General features: G+C 71.8%; 16 protein-coding genes. 2 read left to right on the top strand and 14 right to left on the bottom strand.

What is annotated here, in order from left to right; all coding sequences use genetic code 11:
• Positions 1–33 precede the first annotated feature (33 nt).
• Positions 34–645 (bottom strand): pyridoxamine 5'-phosphate oxidase family protein, encoded by a 612-nt coding sequence (locus KME75_RS14635; protein WP_308282784.1) that lies wholly within the window; start codon positions 643–645, stop codon positions 34–36.
• A 312-nt stretch (positions 646–957) separates the two neighbouring features.
• On the opposite strand from KME75_RS14635, the gene KME75_RS14640 reads away from it, so the two are divergent.
• Positions 958–2,127, top strand: a complete 1,170-nt coding sequence (locus KME75_RS14640) for a globin domain-containing protein (protein WP_219415181.1) — start codon at positions 958–960, stop codon at positions 2,125–2,127.
• Positions 2,128–2,428: 301 nt separating this feature from the next.
• On the opposite strand, the gene KME75_RS14645 is transcribed toward KME75_RS14640, so the two are convergent.
• The 13 genes from KME75_RS14645 to KME75_RS14705 form a co-directional block, all read right to left on the bottom strand.
• Complete coding sequence (locus KME75_RS14645) at positions 2,429–2,863, bottom strand: type II toxin-antitoxin system VapC family toxin (RefSeq protein ID WP_219415182.1); 435 nt, start codon at positions 2,861–2,863, stop codon at positions 2,429–2,431.
• Positions 2,860–3,183: a hypothetical protein gene (locus KME75_RS14650; protein ID WP_219415183.1), complete on the bottom strand. Its 324-nt coding sequence runs from the start codon at positions 3,181–3,183 to the stop codon at positions 2,860–2,862. The genes KME75_RS14645 and KME75_RS14650 overlap by 4 nt, the downstream gene beginning before the upstream one ends.
• A 49-nt stretch (positions 3,184–3,232) precedes the next feature.
• Positions 3,233–3,670 carry a heat shock protein transcriptional repressor HspR gene (locus KME75_RS14655; protein WP_219415184.1) on the bottom strand — a complete coding sequence of 146 codons (438 nt, stop codon included), beginning with the start codon at positions 3,668–3,670 and terminating at the stop codon, positions 3,233–3,235.
• Positions 3,667–4,866 carry a molecular chaperone DnaJ gene (gene dnaJ / locus KME75_RS14660; protein WP_219415185.1) on the bottom strand — a complete coding sequence of 400 codons (1,200 nt, stop codon included), beginning with the start codon at positions 4,864–4,866 and terminating at the stop codon, positions 3,667–3,669. Before dnaJ ends, KME75_RS14655 begins: the two co-directional genes overlap by 4 nt.
• Positions 4,867–4,885: 19 nt before the next feature.
• Positions 4,886–5,566 (bottom strand): nucleotide exchange factor GrpE, encoded by a 681-nt coding sequence (gene grpE / locus KME75_RS14665; protein ID WP_219415186.1) that lies wholly within the window; start codon positions 5,564–5,566, stop codon positions 4,886–4,888.
• Positions 5,563–7,422 carry a molecular chaperone DnaK gene (gene dnaK, locus KME75_RS14670; RefSeq protein ID WP_219415187.1) on the bottom strand — a complete coding sequence of 620 codons (1,860 nt, stop codon included), beginning with the start codon at positions 7,420–7,422 and terminating at the stop codon, positions 5,563–5,565. The genes grpE and dnaK overlap by 4 nt, the downstream gene beginning before the upstream one ends.
• Before the next feature lie 314 nt (positions 7,423–7,736).
• On the bottom strand, positions 7,737–8,165 hold the full coding sequence (locus tag KME75_RS14675) for a hypothetical protein (protein WP_219415188.1): 429 nt from the start codon (positions 8,163–8,165) through the stop codon (positions 7,737–7,739).
• A gap of 60 nt (positions 8,166–8,225) precedes the next feature.
• On the bottom strand, positions 8,226–9,242 hold the full coding sequence (locus KME75_RS14680; RefSeq protein WP_219415189.1) for a C40 family peptidase: 1,017 nt from the start codon (positions 9,240–9,242) through the stop codon (positions 8,226–8,228).
• 5 nt (positions 9,243–9,247) lie between these two features.
• Entirely contained in the window at positions 9,248–9,856 is a 609-nt protein-coding gene (locus KME75_RS14685) for a hypothetical protein (RefSeq protein ID WP_219415190.1), read from the bottom strand.
• Entirely contained in the window at positions 9,846–11,765 is a 1,920-nt protein-coding gene (locus KME75_RS14690; RefSeq protein WP_219415191.1) for a hypothetical protein, read from the bottom strand. The genes KME75_RS14685 and KME75_RS14690 overlap by 11 nt, the downstream gene beginning before the upstream one ends.
• Positions 11,765–14,830: an ATP-binding protein gene (locus KME75_RS14695; RefSeq protein WP_219415192.1), complete on the bottom strand. Its 3,066-nt coding sequence runs from the start codon at positions 14,828–14,830 to the stop codon at positions 11,765–11,767. The genes KME75_RS14690 and KME75_RS14695 overlap by 1 nt, the downstream gene beginning before the upstream one ends.
• A complete protein-coding gene (locus KME75_RS14700) occupies positions 14,817–15,293 on the bottom strand; it encodes a hypothetical protein (RefSeq protein ID WP_219415193.1) in 477 nt (158 codons plus the stop codon). The genes KME75_RS14695 and KME75_RS14700 overlap by 14 nt, the downstream gene beginning before the upstream one ends.
• A 3-nt stretch (positions 15,294–15,296) precedes the next feature.
• A complete protein-coding gene (locus KME75_RS14705; RefSeq protein ID WP_219415194.1) occupies positions 15,297–15,557 on the bottom strand; it encodes a hypothetical protein in 261 nt (86 codons plus the stop codon).
• A 455-nt stretch (positions 15,558–16,012) separates the two neighbouring features.
• Here KME75_RS14705 and KME75_RS14710 point away from each other — a divergent pair, with 455 nt between their 5' ends.
• A complete protein-coding gene (locus KME75_RS14710; RefSeq protein WP_372452600.1) occupies positions 16,013–18,445 on the top strand; it encodes a (Fe-S)-binding protein in 2,433 nt (810 codons plus the stop codon).
• The last annotated feature ends 33 nt before the right edge of the window (positions 18,446–18,478 follow it).

Genomic DNA, 18,478 nt, shown 5'->3' on the forward strand with positions numbered 1-18,478 from the left:
GTTGAGTCTGTTCCGCTCAGGTCCGTGCCGCGGTCACTCGGTGCGGCGCCGCAGCGACCGGGCCACGCCTCGGCTGAGGTGCGTGGTGCTCGGGAAGACCGAACGGCGCCCGGTCGACGAGCGCCGGGCGGCCGACCGCACAGGGGTGCCGCGGGCACCGAAGTAGTCACCGCCCTTGCGGCCCGGGTCGTCGGTGCCCCACGACCGCCGCTCCGTCACCCGCTCCATCCGGGGGATGTGCTTGCGGCAGTGCACGTAGGCCTCCTCCACCTCGATCACCACCCAGCGCTCGGCGCGCCTGCCGCGCTCGTCGTCCCGAGGGACGCGCGGGAACATCCGATGGAACGCGGGCTCCTCGACGATCCGCGCGATGCCGTTGACGTGCAGGCCGATCAGATCCTGCACGAAGTCGACCATCAGCATCCCGACGTGCGGGTTCTCGGTGATGTTGCCCAGGCTCGCGTGGACGCCGTTGCCGCGGTACTCGGGGTAGGCGATCGTGCGGTCGTCGAGCACCTGGAGGAACCCGGGAGGGCCCGCCCGCAGTGACGCATCACACTCCCCGTTCGCATCGGCGGTGGCGACGAACGCCATCTCCATCCGCTCGACGAACGTGACCATCGCGGGGAGCAGCCGGTCCCGCACCTGGTCCGTGTAGAATCGGTCGGCGCGCGCCTGTGTCCCGTAAGCGCATTGCAGAGCGTGCTCACCAGCCGATCCGGGCCTCCGAACGACGTCGCACTCGGCCTCCTGCGGAGCCAGCGAGCGCCGAACGGTCGTCAGCGCCCGGGTGAGGGGCGGGTTACGGGTAGCCACCGCACCACCGTGCCATCCCACCGCTGGTTCAGTCATCAGGGTGTTTCGTCGCGCTACGCTGGCCCGGCGGGTCCGCGGTCCACTCGACCGGGTGACCCGCCATCGGTGCAATGTCCGACGAGCAGGGAGTGCCGGCCATCCATGACCGCTGAACAGTTGCTCACCGCCGGTCTTCCCGTCGGTGCGTCCCGCAGCGAGCAGTCCGGGCTGGCCGAGACCCTCCGTTCGAGCTGGGCGGCAGTGGAACACCGCGCCGACGACATGGGCCGGTACTTCTACGGCACGCTCTTCCGGCTCGCCCCCGAGACGCGGGAGCTGTTCCCGGTCAACATGGAGGTGCAGCGCAGCCGCCTGCTGCGCGCCCTCGTGCACGTCACGCAGATGGTCGACGAGTGGGACGAGCTCGTCCCCTTCCTCCAGCAGCTCGGCCGCGACCACCGCAAGTTCGGCGTCCTCACCGAGCACTACGACGCCGTCGGCACCGCGTTGATCACCGCGATCAAGGAGTTCTCCGAGGACACGTGGACCCCGGAGCTCGAGAAGGCCTGGACCCAGGCCTACGGGGTCGTCGCCGAGGCCATGCACGTCGCGGCCGACGCCGAACGCGGCCCCGCCTCCTGGCTCGGCCGAGTGGTCGACCACAAGCGCATCGGGTGGGACCTCGCGATCATCACGGTGCAGACGAGCGAGCCGATCCCGTACCGCGCGGGCCAGTACCTGAGCGTCGAGACCCCCCAGCGCCCTCGCCTGTGGCGCTACCTGTCGCCCGCCAACGCCCCGCGCCCCGATGGGATCCTCGAGTTCCACGTGCGGGCCGTCGACAGCGGCTGGGTCAGCCGAGCCCTCGTCGCCCACGCCCACGTGGGCGACACCTGGCGGATCGGGCCCCCGATGGGCCGCATGCACGTCGACCCCGAGTCGGGGCGCGACCTGCTCATGGTCACCGGCGGCACCGGCATGGCCCCCATCAAGGCGCTGCTCGAGGACATCGCCCAGCGCCCGGAGCAGCCCCGCACCCAGGTGTTCGTCGGCGGCCGCAGCTGGGACGACCTGTACGACTTCGGGTCCCTGCGCAAGCTCTCCTACAGCAACACCTGGCTCGACGCCGTCCCCGTAGTCGAGGACGAGGACGCGGCGTCCGGCGCCGAGCGGGGCACGCTCGCCGACGTCGTCACCCGGTACGGCGCGTGGGCCGACCACGACGTGCTGGTCTGCGGCTCGCCGGCGATGATCCGCGCCACGGTGTCGCGGATGCTGGTGGCGGGCACGCCGCTCGACCGCATCAAGTACGACCCGTTCACGATGGACTGAGCGCGGTCTACTGCTGCTCCTACGAGTGCCACTCATCGATTCAGGCCACAGGCACGATCTTCGAGCTGATGCTGTCGGCATGGCCCGATAAGTGAGTCGCCGCCGCCAGGGTTGTGCCCGGGCCGCAGCGGCTGTGGTGCTTCTTGTCGCTTCGCGTCCACGAATGCCTGGCGCGACCTTGGCCGTCGACCGACGCCGGGCTCCCCACCGCCGCACATACCGTCTCGCATCCGCACACACCGCCGGCGCTGTGTGCCGCCCACGGACCATGTGTGCCGCGCCCGCCGTCCCCGGGAGAGAGTCAGGTGCCGGGGGCGACGGCGCGGAGGCCTGCGGTTCGGGCGATCTCCGCGAGGCGACGATCGTAGGTGACGACTTCCGGATCCAGTTTCGCGAGCTCCAGGGCTGACACGAGGTGGATGGCGTCCAGAGTCCGCAGCATGGGCGCTTCGACAGCCCCGGCGCGTTCCAGAAGTTCCCGATCGACCGTGATGTGCTGCAGGCCGTCCAGCACGAAGGCGGCCTCCGCGAGATCCGTTGTGAGCTGCGCTGCGTCGATCAGCGCACCTTGATCGGTATGATTGTTACGGCGCACCACGCGGAGCACCTCCGCGTGCGCCAGCTCCGAGGTAACCAGCAGCTCGTCGGGCCGCTCGTCGAGCCAGGCCTGGAGTGCCTCCGATTCGGCCTCCGCACGGATCAGCTTCACGAGGACGCACGAATCGAGGTAGATCAACGTCCCTCTTCGGCCCGAAGCCGCTCCAGTGTCTCGCTCAGCGGGGGAACGTCGGCCCGCCGGGGTAGCGGCCGCCGGTGGGCGAGGCCGCCAGGGCGGGCAGCAGGCTGCAACCGGCCACTGGCCGTCAGCTCCTCGACCAGCTGCTCGTCCGGGCTTGCCGGAAGCAGCCAGCCGACGAGGCGCCCACCGCTCGTCACCCGACCGATGGCGCCTGCGGCAGCCAGCTCCGCGACGACCTTTCCGGCGTTGCGCAGCTCGCGGATACCGACCTCTCGTTCCGGTTTCCGCGGCGCGGGGACTGGCCCAGCAGCACTCATGTCACACAGTTTACCCAGCCGTCGGTCACACCGACCAGCTGTCGGTCGGCTAGCGGCTCCGCTTCGGCCGCCACACGACCAGGGCCTGCCGCCGGTCGACCGGCACCAGGTCGCGCCGGTACGACGCGTGCACGGACGCCGCGGCCTGCTCCGCGGCGGCCCGGGCGGCGAGCAGCTCCTGCGCCATCTCGTCCAGGCGCGACCTGAGCTCGTCGACGAGCTGCTCCAGCTCGATGATCCGCTTGATACCCGCCAGGTTCACGCCCTCCTCCTGGGAGAGCCGCTGCACCTCGCGCAGCAGCGCGATGTCCCGAGCGGAGTAGCGGCGCCCGCCGCCTGCCGACCGGCCGGGGCTCACCAGCCCCAGCCGGTCGTAGCTGCGCAGCGTCTGCGCGTGCAGGCCGGCGAGCTCGGCCGCCACCGAGATGACGAACATCGGCGTGTCCGGGTTGGTGCCCGGGGGCAGCGCCGGGCCGCCGGGATTCATCGCGCGCCCCTGAGCAGGTCAGCCCTCGGGTCGAACTCCTTCGTGGCCTCGGAGTACGCCTGCAGTGCCTCCGTGGCCGCGTCGTCCAGCTTGGCCGGCACCGCCACCTCGACGGTGACGAGCAGGTCGCCCGCCTTGCCCCGGCGCTGCACACCACGGCCGCGCACGCGGAACGTGCGGCCGCTCGTGGTGCCCGCCGGGATCTTCAGCGACACCGTGGAGTCGAGCGTGGGGACGGTCAGCGTGCTGCCGAGCACCAGCTCGGGGTACGTGACCGGCACGGTCAGCGTGAGGTCGTCGGGATTGCGCTCCGACCGGCCGAAGAGCCGGTGCGGGGTGACGTGCACCTTGACGTAGAGGTCGCCCGCCGGGGCGCCGCCCCTGCCGGGTTCGCCCTGCCCCTTGAGCCGCACCTGCTGCCCGTCGGTGACGCCCGCCGGGACCCGCACGGTGAGCGCGCGGGTGCGCGCGCTCACGCCGTCACCGCCGCACTCCGGGCAGGGGTCGTCGATGATCCGACCCGTGCCGCGGCAGTCGCGGCACGGCTCGGAGAACGCGAACGCGCCCTGGCTGCGGCTCACCAGCCCGACGCCGTTGCACGTGGGGCACTGCCGCGGCATGCTGCCCGGCCGCGCCCCGGTGCCGCCGCAGCGCTCGCAGCGCCCGGGCGAGGTGAGCCGCAGCTGCACCTCGGCGCCGCGGACGGCGTCGACGAAGTCGATACGCAGTTCGCTCTCGACGTCGGCGCCGCGCTGCGCCCGGTTGGCCGTGGTCGGCCCGGCCCCGGCGCGGTTGCCGAAGATCCCGCCGAGGATGTCGCCGAGCCCACCGGCCCCACCGGCGCCGGGCGCCCCGGCACCGGCCCGCGCGAACAGGTCGTTCAGGTCGAACCCCTGCCCGGCGGCACCGGCGCCGAAGCCGCCCGGGAAGCCGGCGCCGCCGCCGAACCCGCCGCCGCCTGCGAACAGGGCGCGCGTCTCGTCGTACTCACGGCGCTTCTTCTCGTCCGAGAGCACCCCGTACGCCTCGGACACGGCCTTGAATCGGGCCTCGGCCTTGGCGTCGCCGGGGTTGGCGTCCGGGTGCAGCTCGCGGGCGAGCTTCCGGTACGCCTTCTTGATCTCGTCGGCCGACGCGCCGGAGGCGACGCCCAGCTTGCGGTAGAAGTCCTTCTCGATCCAGTCCCGCTGGGTCACTCCGCCTCCTCGCGTCTTCTCAGGGCCGTTCGGCCGGATCGGATTCGGTGATGGGGGCCGCCTCCGCCGGTTCGGCGGCGGTGCCGTCGTCGGCGCGCTCGGTGACCGTCACCATGGCCGGCCGGAGCACCCGGTCGGCGATGCGGTACCCGCGCCGCAGCACCGTGGAGACCACGGTGACGGTGGGGCCGTCGACCTCGGCGGCCTCGTGCTGCACCGCCTCGTGCACAGACGGGTCGAAGGGCTCGCCGTCGGACCCGAACGCTTCGAGGCCGAGCTTCTGCACCACGGCCACCAACTTGTCGCCCACCGACTTGAACGGGCCGGTGAGGTCGCCGTGCGCCTCGGCGCGATCCAGGTCGTCGAGCACGGTGAGCAGGTCGGACACGAACTGCACCCGCGCCCCGACGAGCACTGCCTCGCGGTCGCGGTCGACCCGGCGCCGGTAGTTGGCGTACTCGGCGGTGACCCGCTGCAGGTCGGCGGTGCGCTCGGCCACCTGGGCGGCGAGCTCGGCGGCCGCGACGGACTCCGCGCCGTTCTCCGGAGCGGTGTCCTCGGCCGCGGGGGCGGCCCCGGCCGGCTCGTCGGCCGGGGCGCGCACCTCACCGGTCACCGGGTCGATCCGGCGCCGGTCCCGGACCACGACCCGCTCGTCACCGTTCTCGGTGCGCTCGCTGTGGTTGTCCGGGTTCGTCACTTCTTGTCCTTCTCCTCGTCGACGATCTCGGCGTCCACGACGTCGTCGGCACCGGCGTCGCCGCCCTGGGCCTGCTGGCCGGCGTCGGCGCCCGGAGTGGCGCCCTCGGCACCCGGCTGCTGGTACAGCGCCGACCCCATCTTCTGGGACTCGGTGGCGAGCTTCTCCATCGACGACTTGATCGCGTCGATGTCGGTGCCCTTCAGCGCCGACTGCGCCTCGCCGAGGGCGGCGTTTACGCTGTCCTTCACGTCGGCCGGGAGCTTCTCGTCGTTCTCCTTGACGAACTTCTCCGTCTGGTAGACGAGCGTCTCGGCCTGGTTGCGAACCTCGGCCTCCTCACGCCGCTTCTTGTCCTCCTCGGCGTGCTGCTCGGCCTCGCGCATCATCCGGTCGATCTCGTCCTTGCCGAGGGCGGAGCCACCGGTGATCGTCATGGCCTGGCTCTTGCCGGTGCCCAGGTCCTTCGCCGAGACGTGCACGATGCCGTTGGCGTCGATGTCGAAGGCGACCTCGATCTGCGGCACACCCCGCGGGGCGGGCGGCAGGCCGGTCAGCTCGAACATGCCGAGCTTCTTGTTGTAGGCCGCGATCTCGCGCTCGCCCTGGAACACCTGGATCTGCACGGACGGCTGGTTGTCGTCGGCCGTGGTGAAGATCTCCGACCGCTTGGTGGGGATCGTGGTGTTGCGCTCGATGAGCTTGGTCATCACGCCGCCCTTGGTCTCGATGCCCAGGGACAGCGGGGTGACGTCGAGCAGCAGGACGTCCTTGACCTCACCGCGCAGCACACCGGCCTGCAGGGCCGCGCCGACGGCGACGACCTCGTCCGGGTTGACGCCCTTGTTGGGCTCCTTGCCGCCGGTGAGCTCCTTCACCAGGTCGGTAACGGCGGGCATGCGGGTGGAGCCGCCGACGAGCACCACGTGGTCGATCTGGCCGACGGAGATGCCGGCGTCCTTGATCACCTGGTTGAACGGGGCACGGGTGCGGTCGAGCAGGTCGGAGGTGATCCGCTGGAACTCCGCACGCGAGAGCGTCTCGTCGAGGAACAGCGGGTTCTTGTCCGCGTCGACCGTGATGTACGGCAGGTTGATCGTGGCGCTCGACGAGCTCGACAGCTCGATCTTCGCCTTCTCCGCGGCCTCACGCAGCCGCTGCATCGCCATCTTGTCCTTGGTGAGGTCGATGCCGTGGCTGTTCTTGAACTTGTCGACGAGCCAGGTGATGATCCGCTCGTCCCAGTCGTCGCCACCGAGGTGGTTGTCGCCGTTGGTGGCCTTCACCTCGACGACGCCCTCACCGATCTCCAGCAGCGACACGTCGAACGTGCCACCGCCGAGGTCGAAGACGAGGATCGTCTGCTCCTTCTCGCCCTTGTCGAGCCCGTAGGCCAGGGCGGCCGCGGTGGGCTCGTTGACGATGCGGAGCACGTTGAGGCCCGCGATCTGGCCGGCCTCCTTGGTGGCCTGGCGCTGCGCGTCCTCGAAGTAGGCGGGGACGGTGATTACGGCGTCGGTGATCTCCTCGCCCAGGTAGGACTCCGCGTCGCGCTTGAGCTTCTGCAGCACGCGCGCGCTGATTTCCTGCGCGGAGTACTGCTTGCCGTCGACGTCACCGGTCTTCCAGTTGGTGCCGATGTGCCGCTTGACCGACCGGATGGTGCGGTCCACGTTGGTGACGGCCTGGTTCTTCGCCGACTGCCCGACGAGCACCTCGCCGTTGCGGGCGAACGCGACGACGGACGGCGTGGTCCGCGCGCCCTCCGAGTTGGCGATGACCGTCGGCTCGCCACCCTCCAGGACGGACACGACGGAGTTGGTGGTCCCGAGGTCGATGCCGACCGCACGAGCCATGGTGGTTGCCTCCGAGGTAGTACTGCGTAGCTTGAGTTCGGTTCGCTCAAGTCTGCCACGGCCGGTGTCGGGAGGTGGCGCCTCCCTTGAGTCGGCCGCGCTCAACTTGCTCGACCGGTCCAACGCACCACCTGGCGATCGTGTTCCCGGAACTCCGTCGAACCGACCGGTGGAGCGTGGTCTTCGTCATAGCGTCGGCACCGCTGCAGGGCGCGTCCACCTGCTCGTCACGTGATGCCGGCAAGGTGGCGATGCTGCCGTCCAGTGGCAGCAACGCCACCTTGCCGTCACTCGGGTGAGAAGTGGGCCGCTGCCTACAGCGGGGCGGCCGGCCGCGGCTCCACCCGGCCTGCGGACGCGGGCGGCAGCGGGTCGTCCACCGGCGCCAGCACCCGCTGGTGCTCCGGGTCGGCCACGACGTTGTCCGACGCGTCGCGGTACTCCAGCTCCCCGTCCGGCCCGAGCTCCACGACGTACCCCGCCGACGCCAGCTGGTCCTCGTCCAGGTCGACGAGCAGCTCCCACCGGCTCGGCACGACCTGGTACTCCGGCCACGGCAGGTGCCCGTACGCGTCGTGCAGGTCGGCGAGCAGCCCGACGAACACCTGCTGCCAGCGCAACGGCATCGACTGGGCCAGTGACCGGGGTACCACCAGGTGGTCCTCGGTGGCCCCGCGAGCGGGCCGGTCGAGGTAGTCCTGCACCGGCGTCGTGGACGCCGGGACGGAGGCTTCGGGGCGCATAGTGCGTACTACTCCTGCTCGTACGTGGAGGCCGATCGCGAGGCTGGTTCCTCAGGGCACCTAGAGCCGGTTGGGCGTGGTGCCCGGACGGGTGGCAAGCGGCACGAGCTCCTCATAGTCCCACGGCACCGGACGCACCCGGACCGACTCCCCGCTGTAGGGCGCCTCCACCATCATCCCGTCGCCCATGTACAGCGTGACGTGGTGGATCGTGGCCGGATCCGACGGGTCGGTGGCGTAGAACAGCAGGTCACCGGGCTGTGCCTGCTCGATCGGGACGAGCCCGCCCGCGTAGAACTGCTGGCGGGACACGCGCGGCAGGTTGATCCCCGCGGCCTGGAACGCGCGCAGCATCAGCCCCGAGCAGTCGTAGGTGTTGGGGCCCGTCCCGCCCCAGACGTAGGGCTTGCCGAGCTCGCCGAGGGCGAACTCGATCGCGGTCCGGGCCACGTCGTCGGCGAGCACCGCCACCCGGCCGCACCCGGCGGGGTCGGCCACGTCGGCGAGCTGCCGCACGAGCTCCGCCGCGAGGCCCTCCCACTTCGCGTACGCATCCGGGAACGCCGAGCGCTGCACGGTCTGCGCGGCCACCGTCACCGGCATGTCCTCCCAGCCGGGGACCTCCAGCAACCGATCGATGAAGATCCGCGTGCTGTACACCGGGTCGGTGACCTCGGCGGGCGACCCCCACCCCTGCGACGGCCGCTGCTGGAACAGCCCGAGCGAGTCCCGGTCGCCGTAGTGGATGTTGCGCAGGGTCGACTCCTGCATCGCGGTGGCGAGCGCGACCAGCCAGGCACGCGGGGGCGCACCCATGTCCCGCGCGACGGCGATGATCGTGGCGGCGTTCCGGAGCTGCTCCTCGGTGAGGTCACCGGCACGCGTGCTCGCCAGGCCACGGGCGAACGGCGCGGCGGGCGAGCGCAGCCCGGCGTCACAGTCCTGGCGCGTCGTCGCCTGCCCGCCACCATCGCCGCCGGTGTTGAACGCGATGAACCCGAGCCCGAGGAAGAGCGCCAGCGCCGCCCCGATCGCGATGAAGGGCACCAGCAGGCGCAGCGGTCGCAGGAGGAACATCGCGCTCACACCCGGTCGTAGCCGGAGACGCGCCAGCCTTCCTCGGTCTGCACCACGAGCACGCGCAGCGTCAGCGCGTCGGTCGGCACGTCGACCTGCACGGAGTTCGCGGCGACCCGCACCGGCCGCGGCTCACCGGTCACCCGGGTGGCCGGGATGTTGCCCGGGTCGACGCCGCTGAGCACCCCGAGGTACTCCTCGGTGGTGGTCGGCCGCAGGCCCTCCACCCACTGCTGGGCGGTCGTGCCCTCCGCCGGACGCAGCCATGCCGCCGCCCAGCGGGCCGCCACGTCCAGCGCCGCGGCGGGGGCCTGCGACAGCGGCAGCGTCGTCGGCTCCAGCTCGGGCACCGGCGGCAGCATCGTCGGGGTTGGCGTGGCCGACCGACCCGATGAGCGGGGCGAGGAGCGCCCCGACGGGTCGGTGGACGTGGGTGACGCGGCGGTCGTGCCGCCGTCCCGGTCGCTCGCCGTGGCCGCGACCGCGAAGCTCACCCCGACCGCCAGCGCGGCGACGACCACCGAGGTGACGGCGAGGCGGGCCGGGGATCGCAACGGCCACTGCCAGAGTGCGCGGTAGGCGGCGGCCCGCCCGCGCGGGGACCTAATCGGCACCGTCGGACCCGCTCGGACCGTAGGCGACCTGGGGGGAGCGCGGGCGGTAGATGCGGTAGACCGCCACGCCGTCGACGAGCTCAGCCTGCACCGGGCGAGCCGCACCGGGACGCAGCGGCACGGCGTCCGGCCTCCGGTAGATCACGCGCTCGTCGACCTCGCTCGGATCGCCCCAACTCGGCCGGGGACCGGCACCGACGCCCACGCCCTCCGGGCCGCTGGGCAGGGCGGGCCTGCGGGCCGCGGGCACGACCGCAGGCGGAGCGGGTGCCTCGACCTCGGTGCGCCGCCGCCCCGGCCGGGCCGGGGGTTCGGGGGCGACCCGGCGGACCGGCTCCGCCTCGGGGCGGGCGACGTCGGGCCACCCGGCCTGCTCCGTAGCACCGCGCCGTTCGTCCCACCACCGGGTCTGGCGGTCCTCGGGCTGCGCCCCGCGCACCCGCTGCCACATCCCCGCCATCGGTCCGCCGCCGATGCCCGGGACGATCACGCCGAACTGCTCACGGGTGAGCGACACCATCGAGACGAGCCGCCGGAACGGCCGCGCCACGGCCCACAACACCACGGTGACGACCCCCGTGACGAGCAGCGCCAACCACAGGTCGATTCCCGCTCCCGGGCGGAACAGCGACACGACCAACAGCGCGTGCAGCCCGGCGAGCGCACCGACGACGAGGGTGTTGACGATCGCGGCCCCCGCCACCCGCAGCAGGGCGGGCAGGATGTCCGGCTTGAGGATGGCGACGACGGCAACGGCGGGCGCGGTCATCACGAGCAGCCGCAGCAGCAGCATCGCCACCAGCACGAGCACCTTGGACAGCAGCTGGAACAGGGCGATGCACAGCGCCTGCACCACCGCGAGGATCCCCGCGCCGACCCGGCTGCCGGCCTCGCCCTGGAAGTAGGGGTACCGGTCGCCCATCCGGTCGGCGAGCGCGGCGAACTCGGCCTTCTTCTGCTCGGCCAGCTCGAGCGTGTCGCGTCCCTCCGCCACCTCCGGCTTGGTGAACGTCTGGGCGCGGAGCAGGTCACGACCCAGCTCCTGGGCCTGCGGCACGTCCGGCGAGCCGAACTCGCCGCGCAGCCAGTTCTGGTAGATGACGTTCTCGACGAGCACCGTCGGCAGCGTGTCCCGGTTGCCGAGCCCGACCTGGCCGAGGAAGCCCTCCTGCATCTCGGTGACACCGCCCAGGAGCAGGCCGTCGGCGGCCTTGGCCCAGTCGACGGGGGCGAGGTAGGCCGCGGACCCGACCACCAGCGCGAGCACCGCGAACCCGGCGCGCTGGGTCTGCCGGGCGAGGTCGCCGCGCAGGGCGAGCACCAGGAGCACGACGGCGAGGACGAGCAGCGCCGGGCCGACCCAGGTGGTGAACACCGCGTCGTACATCGCCCGGGTGCCGTCGCTGATCAGGTCGTCGAGCGGGGAGAGCAGCTCGCCACCGTCGGCGATCAGGTAGTGCGCCCAGTTGACGCCGCCCACGATGAACTTCGCCACGTTGAGGGCCTGGTTCCCCAGCCAGGTGTCCGTGGTGCTCGCCGGGTTCAGCGCCGACCCGGCGCACCCGAGGTCGTAGTTGTGCCAGACGAGGCCTGCATAACCGACCTCGTTGTATACGCTCCCGGGCTCGCCCGCGCTCAGCGTGGGCGGATCCAGCGAGCCGACGAGGCCGGTGCCCGGCCGGTCCGGCTCGGGGGACTCCTTGCAGTCGAACGGCTGCGCGAAGGCGGGCTGCCCGATCAGCACCGAGCCGCCGACGAGCCCGGCCACGACGAGCAGCGCCACCCGACGCCGCGGCTTCTCCCCGGGTAGGGCCCGCGCGCGGCGCCGCCGCACGGCGACCACGACCGCGACGGCCAGCAGCAGGGCGGCCGACAGCAGACCGGCCGCCGCCGGTAGGCCTCCGGGCATCACCGCACGGCCTCCCCCGCCCGGTACACTCGGTCTGCGGTGCGGTCGGTGGTGCGGTCGGACGATCGGTCCTCGGCGCCCGGACCGGAGGGAACGGCGTCGTCGTCGAGGTCGACGCCGGTGTCGACGTCGCCGAGCAGGTCGAGCTCCTCGTCGTCCAGCAGCTCGACCGCGTCGGGCACGGCCGGACCGGCCCGGACGTGGGCGTTGTGCACCGGTGCCGCGCCGTTCCCGCCGCGGGCGGCGAGGAGAACGTCCGGGTCGTCGAGCTCGGCGAACTCGTCGAGGTCCTCGTCGAGGACGGCACCGGCGTAGCCGGCGTGATCAGCGGCGCGGTGGGGCGGCATCGTGACGGGTATGCGCGGCATCGGCTCGTCGGGGGCCCGGACGGCAGGGGCACCGGCCGTCGGTACGCCGCGGACCGCGACGCGCCTGGCGTCCGGGTTGGTGTCGAGCGCTTCCTGCACGTGCTCGAGATGCGGGGCCTCGAGGTCGATGCGGATCTTCTCGACGCCTCCGTGCCCGTCGGCGAAGATGAACTGCCGGGGGGTGTCGTCGGGCCGGTCGTCGTGGCGCGGTCGCGGCGACAGCGTGCCCAGCATCTGCTCGTAGCCCACGCCGGTGGGCACCTTCAGCAACCGCAGGGCGTCGCGCTGCGCCTCCTCGTCGTCGGTGCGCCCCACGAACACGGCGTTGACCAGCGACGCGAACCCGGACACCCGCAGCAGGTCGCCTGCCAGCTGCGAGGCGAAGAGCGCCCGGACGTTGAACTTGCGCGAGTCGCGGGCCAGCCGGTCGATGAGAACCTTGCCCGTGGGTACCTGCGAGAGGAAGTGCGTCTCGTCGAGCGCCACACCCTTGCGGAGGTTGCGGTCGGCGTCGTAGATCGTGCGCTGGGTGAGCCAGGACGCCAGGTTGAGCAGCTCGACGGCCAGCGACTCGCCGTCGGTCCACTCCTCGCGCGGGCTGCCGGGGCGGGGCAACGTCATCCCCTGCATCGTCAGCACCGTGAGGCGGTAGTCGCGGTCGGCCTGCCACGGGTCGTCCCGGGAGGCGTCCGGGAACAGCAGCGCGGCCTGGGGCAGCTCCCGGCGCTCCTCCAGGAAGTCGGCGACGACCCCGGCGTGCTCCTCACCGTCGCGCGCGTGCCTGCGCAGCGCGTCGATCACCTGGCCGGGGTGGCGGTCGGCGGAACCGCCGACCTCGCGCACGGCCCGCAGCAGCACGATCCGGGTGTGCGGCATCCGGGAGACGTCGTAGGGCAGGAGCCCGGTGAGCACGTCGAGCACGAGCCGGCGCCGGGTGGCCCCCGCCAGGGACCGCTCCCGGCGCCACGCGCGCTCCGGGTCGTCCTCGTCGGCGAAATGCTCCGGGCGCGGCTCGGCGACCACCCGGTACGGGTTGAGGATCCCGGGATCGGCCCGCAGCAGGTTGATGTGCCGCGAGAACGGGGCCAGCTCGGGCAGGCGCGTGAGCTCGGCGAGCGGGCCGGACGGGTCCAGCACGGTCCACCGGGCGCCTGCCCGCAGCGTCTTGTAGACGATGAGGCCGGTCAGGAACGACTTGCCGGACCCCAGCCCGCCGACGACGGCGGTGAGCCCGGACGCCCGGCGGACCTCCTGCGCGAGCCATGGGTCCCAGGCCACCGGCCTGCGGGTGGCCGTGCAGGTCTCGCCGAGCATGATCCCGCGGCGGTCTCCGACGGACGCCGTGGCCGCGGGCACCGCGGACGCCGCCCACGTCACCGAACCGCGCCGCCGGTACGCCGTGGACGCCAGCGGCTCGCCCGGGATGAACTCGCGGGCGTAGCGGTACTGCGCCTCGGGGTGCTCGATCTGCACCTTCGGCCGGTAGACGTCCAGCACCTGCTGGGCCCGGCTGATCGCCTCCGCCTCGTCCTTCCCGGACACCGCGATCCGCCACCAGCCGTAGAGCCGGGTGTTGAGCTGCGTGAGCCCAGAGGTCAGCTCGTCCTCGACCTCCAGGACGCGTTCGGCCTGCCGCGCCAGCGACATCGGCGGGTCGAGGTCGTGATCGTGCGTGTAGTGCCGGATCTGGCTGCGCACCTTGCCCATCTGGCGCTGCAGCTCCCCGGCCACCTCCTCGGGACGACGGATGTACATCCGGGCCGACCACTCCACGGGGAACGGCAGTCGGTCGGAGTGTTGCATCCACGGGTCGTCGACCTCGGGGATGCGCAGGCCGTCCATCAACCCGACCGACAGCACGGCCACGTTCCGGGAGACCGTCTGCGCGCGCAGGCGCCCGACCACGCGGACCGTGGGGGCGTAGGGCTCCTGGTACATCTCGACGCCGTCGGTGAACGCCGCGAGGTCCTCCGCCTCCCACCGGCGCACACCGCTGGGCACGACGGTCAACGTGCGCGGGGCGGGCAGCCCGAGTGCACACGAGCGGTGCATCAACCACGCCAGGTCGTCGGTCGTGGCGGGCACGGCGTCCAGCCCACTGCCCGCGACGAGCGAGTCGAGGTGCCCGATCTCGGAGGAGAGCGCGGCCAGCTCGGCCCGGACGGCGGCGGGGGCCACCTTGCCGAGCACCGGCGCCGCCCGCTCCACCCACCGGTCGAGCATCTTGCGCCCGGAGACCTCGATGCCGAGGAAGACCTCCTTGTCCGACATCGACAGGCCCATCAGGTGGCGCTGTTCGCCCTCCAGGAACCCGTCCCACCCGAGGGCCCCAGCGACGTCGGGCATCCGGCCGAGCGCGTTGTGGTCGAACGACTCCGCCCACATGTGGACCGGGTAGGGCCGGGTGGTGACGCGCAGGTGCAGCCACCGCCCCTGCAGCTCGCCCAGCTGCGCGGCGATCTGCCGGATCAGCACCTCCCGCTGGGAGTCGCTGCGGAAGCTCCAGGCCTGCGCCGCGAGCCGGTACCAGGCCACGACCTGGCTGCCCGTGCGGGTCAGGTGGCCTTCGATCGAGCGCAGCGCGATGTCCGGGACGTACTTCGGCAGGTTGGTCTCGCCCGCGAGCGCGCGTCCACGCCGCCTGCCGCGCTTGTCCGATGACGGCGCCGCGCCGCGGCCGGCGTCACCACGTGGCACGCGACGCCCCCTTTCGGCGCCCGCTGACGGCCGCGGCCTGCGCCGGACGGGGCGTGATCGCGGGCCCCCGACCCCGGGCGGTCGCCTTGCGGCCCACACGACCCCGCACGACGGGGCCGACCCGGACGTGACCCGAGCGGACCTGCCCGCCGGCGACCGCGGTGCGCGCCCGCGGCCCGGTGATCTCGTGCCGGAAGAGCTCCACGACCTGCCCGAACGGCCTCTCGTAGTCGATGCGGTTGCCGACGAAGCGCGTGACGACGACCGTGAGCACGAGGGCCCACGCGACGGAGAAGAAGTCCAAGCCGATCCCGAGCCGGCGCTGCACGAACATGATCATAATCATGACGAGGAGCCCGAGCCCATAGCTGACATACCGGGCGCGCCACGGGAACGTGGCGCGCGGCGGACCGAGCCAGACGGAGTCGACCCGGTACACCTCGTCATCCGTGCGGACGAGCACGCGTCACCCCGTGATGAGACTGGCCAGGAAGCTGCCGATCTCCGGGCCGTTGCCGGACACCGCGATGCCCAGCGCGATCAGGCCGACGATCAGGCCCACACTCCGGCGCGCGACACCCGCGTTGTCACCCCGCCCGCCGATCCACAGCAGGATGATCGCAATTCCCAGCAGGATGAGCGGTACGACGTTGTCCTGGATCCAGCCCTGGAGACCGTCGGTGCTCAGGCCCTGCGCATACAGCGCGAGGACCTCGGGTGCGGTCATTTACGGCTCCTCCTCGTGGGTATGCCAACCCAGGTTGCCGTACACCGCCCCCTCAGGCTGGTAGACACCCGACCCATCTCCTCGGCCATCCGTCGTCGAGTAGAGCATGCTGACCAGCTGCCAACCAAGCTGCAACATAGATGGTCGCCCACCCAGCAGACACGGCGCAACACGGCGAGTCACCAGCGACGCCCGGTGGAGTGAGGCGCACGCGACTCCGATCCTCGCCTCGAGCGCTCTTCTGTACCGGTCGAGACGCGAACACCACCTCCGTCACCCGAGGGCAAGACCGCGGACGGCGGGTTAGGGTCACATCCCGCTCCGCTGTTACTGGCGAGTAGTTTCACGACCCGATCCGGCGGAACACGCTCGGCGGCCGAGGCGGACGTCGGTCTACCCTGCTCCACACCGGCCCGCGACCCACCACTCGCGGACCAGGCCTGGGAGGAATGCCCGTGGTTGTACGACTGGTCATCGGACTGGGGATGACGGCGGTCGCCGTAGCCGTCACCGGCCGTCGCGCCTTCTGGCTGTACAAGCTGATCAAATCGGGGCAGCCGGCCAACGACCGGACCGAGGGGCTGGGCGAGCGGATCCGTGCGCAGTTCGTCGAGGTCTTCGGGCAGCGCAAGCTACTGCGCTGGTCGGTGCCCGGGCTCGCCCACTTCTTCACGTTCTGGGCGTTCGTCATCCTCATCACGGTCTACCTCGAGGCGTACGGCGCCCTGTTCGACCACGACTTCCACATCCCGCTGATCGGCCGCTGGCCCGTGCTCGGGTTCCTGCAGGACACGATCGCCGTGCTCGCACTGATCTCGCTCGGCGTCTTCAGCGTGATCCGGATCCGCAACGCGCCGGAGCGCGCGGCGCGCGCCTCGCGCTTCTACGGCTCGCACACGGGCGGCGCGTGGCTGATCCTCTTCATGATCTTCAACGTGCTGTGGACAATGTTCCTGTTCCGCGGTGCGGGTTCGGCGCTGGGCGTGTTCCCGTACGAGTCCGGCGCGTGGGCGTCGATCGGCGTGGGCAACCTGCTCGACGGGCTGTCGGTCGGCACCCTGGAGGTGCTCGAGACACTGGGGCTGCTGCTGCACATCGGCGTGATGCTCGTGTTCACGGTGATCATCGCCTACAGCAAGCACCTGCACATCTTCACGGCACCGATCAACGTCTCGGCCAAGCGACTGCCCAAGGCGCTCGGCCCGCTGCCCCCGATCGAGCACGAGGGCAAGCCGATCGACTTCGAGGATCCGCCGGAGGACGCCGCGTTCGGCCGGGGGAAGATCGAGGACTTCACCTGGAAGGGCATGCTCGACATGGCGACCTGCACCGAGTGCGGTCGCTGCCAGAGCCAGTGCCCGGCGTGGAACACCGGAAAGCCGCTCAACCCGAAGCTCGTCATTATGGACCTGCGCGACCACCTGCTCGCCAAGGCGCCGTACATCACCGGCGGCCAGGTGGCCGACGAGCAGGCGGCCGTCGCCTCGGCCGGCGCCCACGACCAGGCCGGCGGCAACGGCCACCACGTGCCGGAGTCCGGCTTCGGACGCATCACCGGGTCCGGTCCCGAGCAGGCCAACCGGCCGCTCGTGGGCACCCTCGAACAGGGTGGCGTGATCGACCCCGACGTCCTGTGGTCGTGCACCACCTGCGGCGCCTGCGTCGAGCAGTGCCCGGTGGACATCGAGCACGTCGACCACATCGTCGACATGCGGCGCCACCAGGTGCTCATCGAGTCGGAGTTCCCCTCGGAGCTCGGGGTGCTGTTCAAGAACCTGGAGAACAAGGGCAACCCCTGGGGCCAGAACGCCAAGGAGCGCCTGGATTGGACGAAGGGCCTCGACTTCGAGGTCCCGGTCTACGACGGAGAGCTGTCCGACGACACCGAGTACCTGTACTGGATCGGCTGCGCCGGCGCATTCGACGACAACGCCAAGAAGACCGTGCGAGCCACCGCGGAGCTGCTGCACCGCGCCGGCGTGGGCTACGTCGTCCTCGGGTCCGAGGAGACCTGCAACGGCGACCCCGCCCGCCGGTCGGGCAACGAGTTCCTGTTCCAGATGCTCGCGCAGCAGAACGTCGAGGTCCTCAACACCGTCTTCGAGGGCCGGGAACCGGGCACCCGCAAGATCGTGACGACCTGCCCGCACTGTTTCAACACACTGGGCCGGGAGTACCCGCAGCTCGACGGGCACTACGAGGTCGTGCACCACACGCAGCTGCTCAACAAGCTGGTGCGGGAGGGCAAGCTCGTGCCGGTCTCGGCGCCGGACGCGATGACCGACGTCACCTACCACGACCCGTGCTACCTGGGCCGGCACAACGAGGTGTACGAGGAGCCGCGCGAGCTCGTCGGAGCCGCCGGGGTCAAGCTCACCGAGATGCCCCGGCACGCCGACCGGTCCTTCTGCTGCGGCGCCGGCGGCGCCCGGATGTGGATGGAAGAGAAGATCGGCAAGCGGGTCAACCTCGAGCGCATCGACGAGGCACTCGGAACCGGCGCGGAGAAGATCGCCACCGGCTGTCCGTTCTGCCGCGTGATGTTCTCCGACGGCCTGACGCAGCGCCAGAGCGAGGACAAGGGAACGGACGTCGAGATCCTCGACGTGTCCCAGATGCTCCTCGCCTCGGTGCGCCGCGGCGATGCCGCGAGCAACGGCCACGCCGCGGACGGCAAGGTCGACGCGGTGGGCTCGGGCTCGCCGCACACCGCCGACACCACCCCGACCAGCGGCACGCAGGACAACGGCCCCGGTGACGAGACGGCGACCAACGCCGATCCCGCCGGCGACGTCTCCGTCGGCGGCGCGAGCACCGGCGGCGCCGAGCCGAAGGGCGCCCGGCCCGACGGCGCCACCTCGCAGGACGAGCGCCTCGGGGGGGAGTGATCACATGCGAGAGGCCCGCCCGGCAGATGCCGG

Source organism: Pseudonocardia nigra (assembly GCF_019396355.1).
Lineage (GTDB): Bacteria > Actinomycetota > Actinomycetes > Mycobacteriales > Pseudonocardiaceae > Pseudonocardia > Pseudonocardia nigra.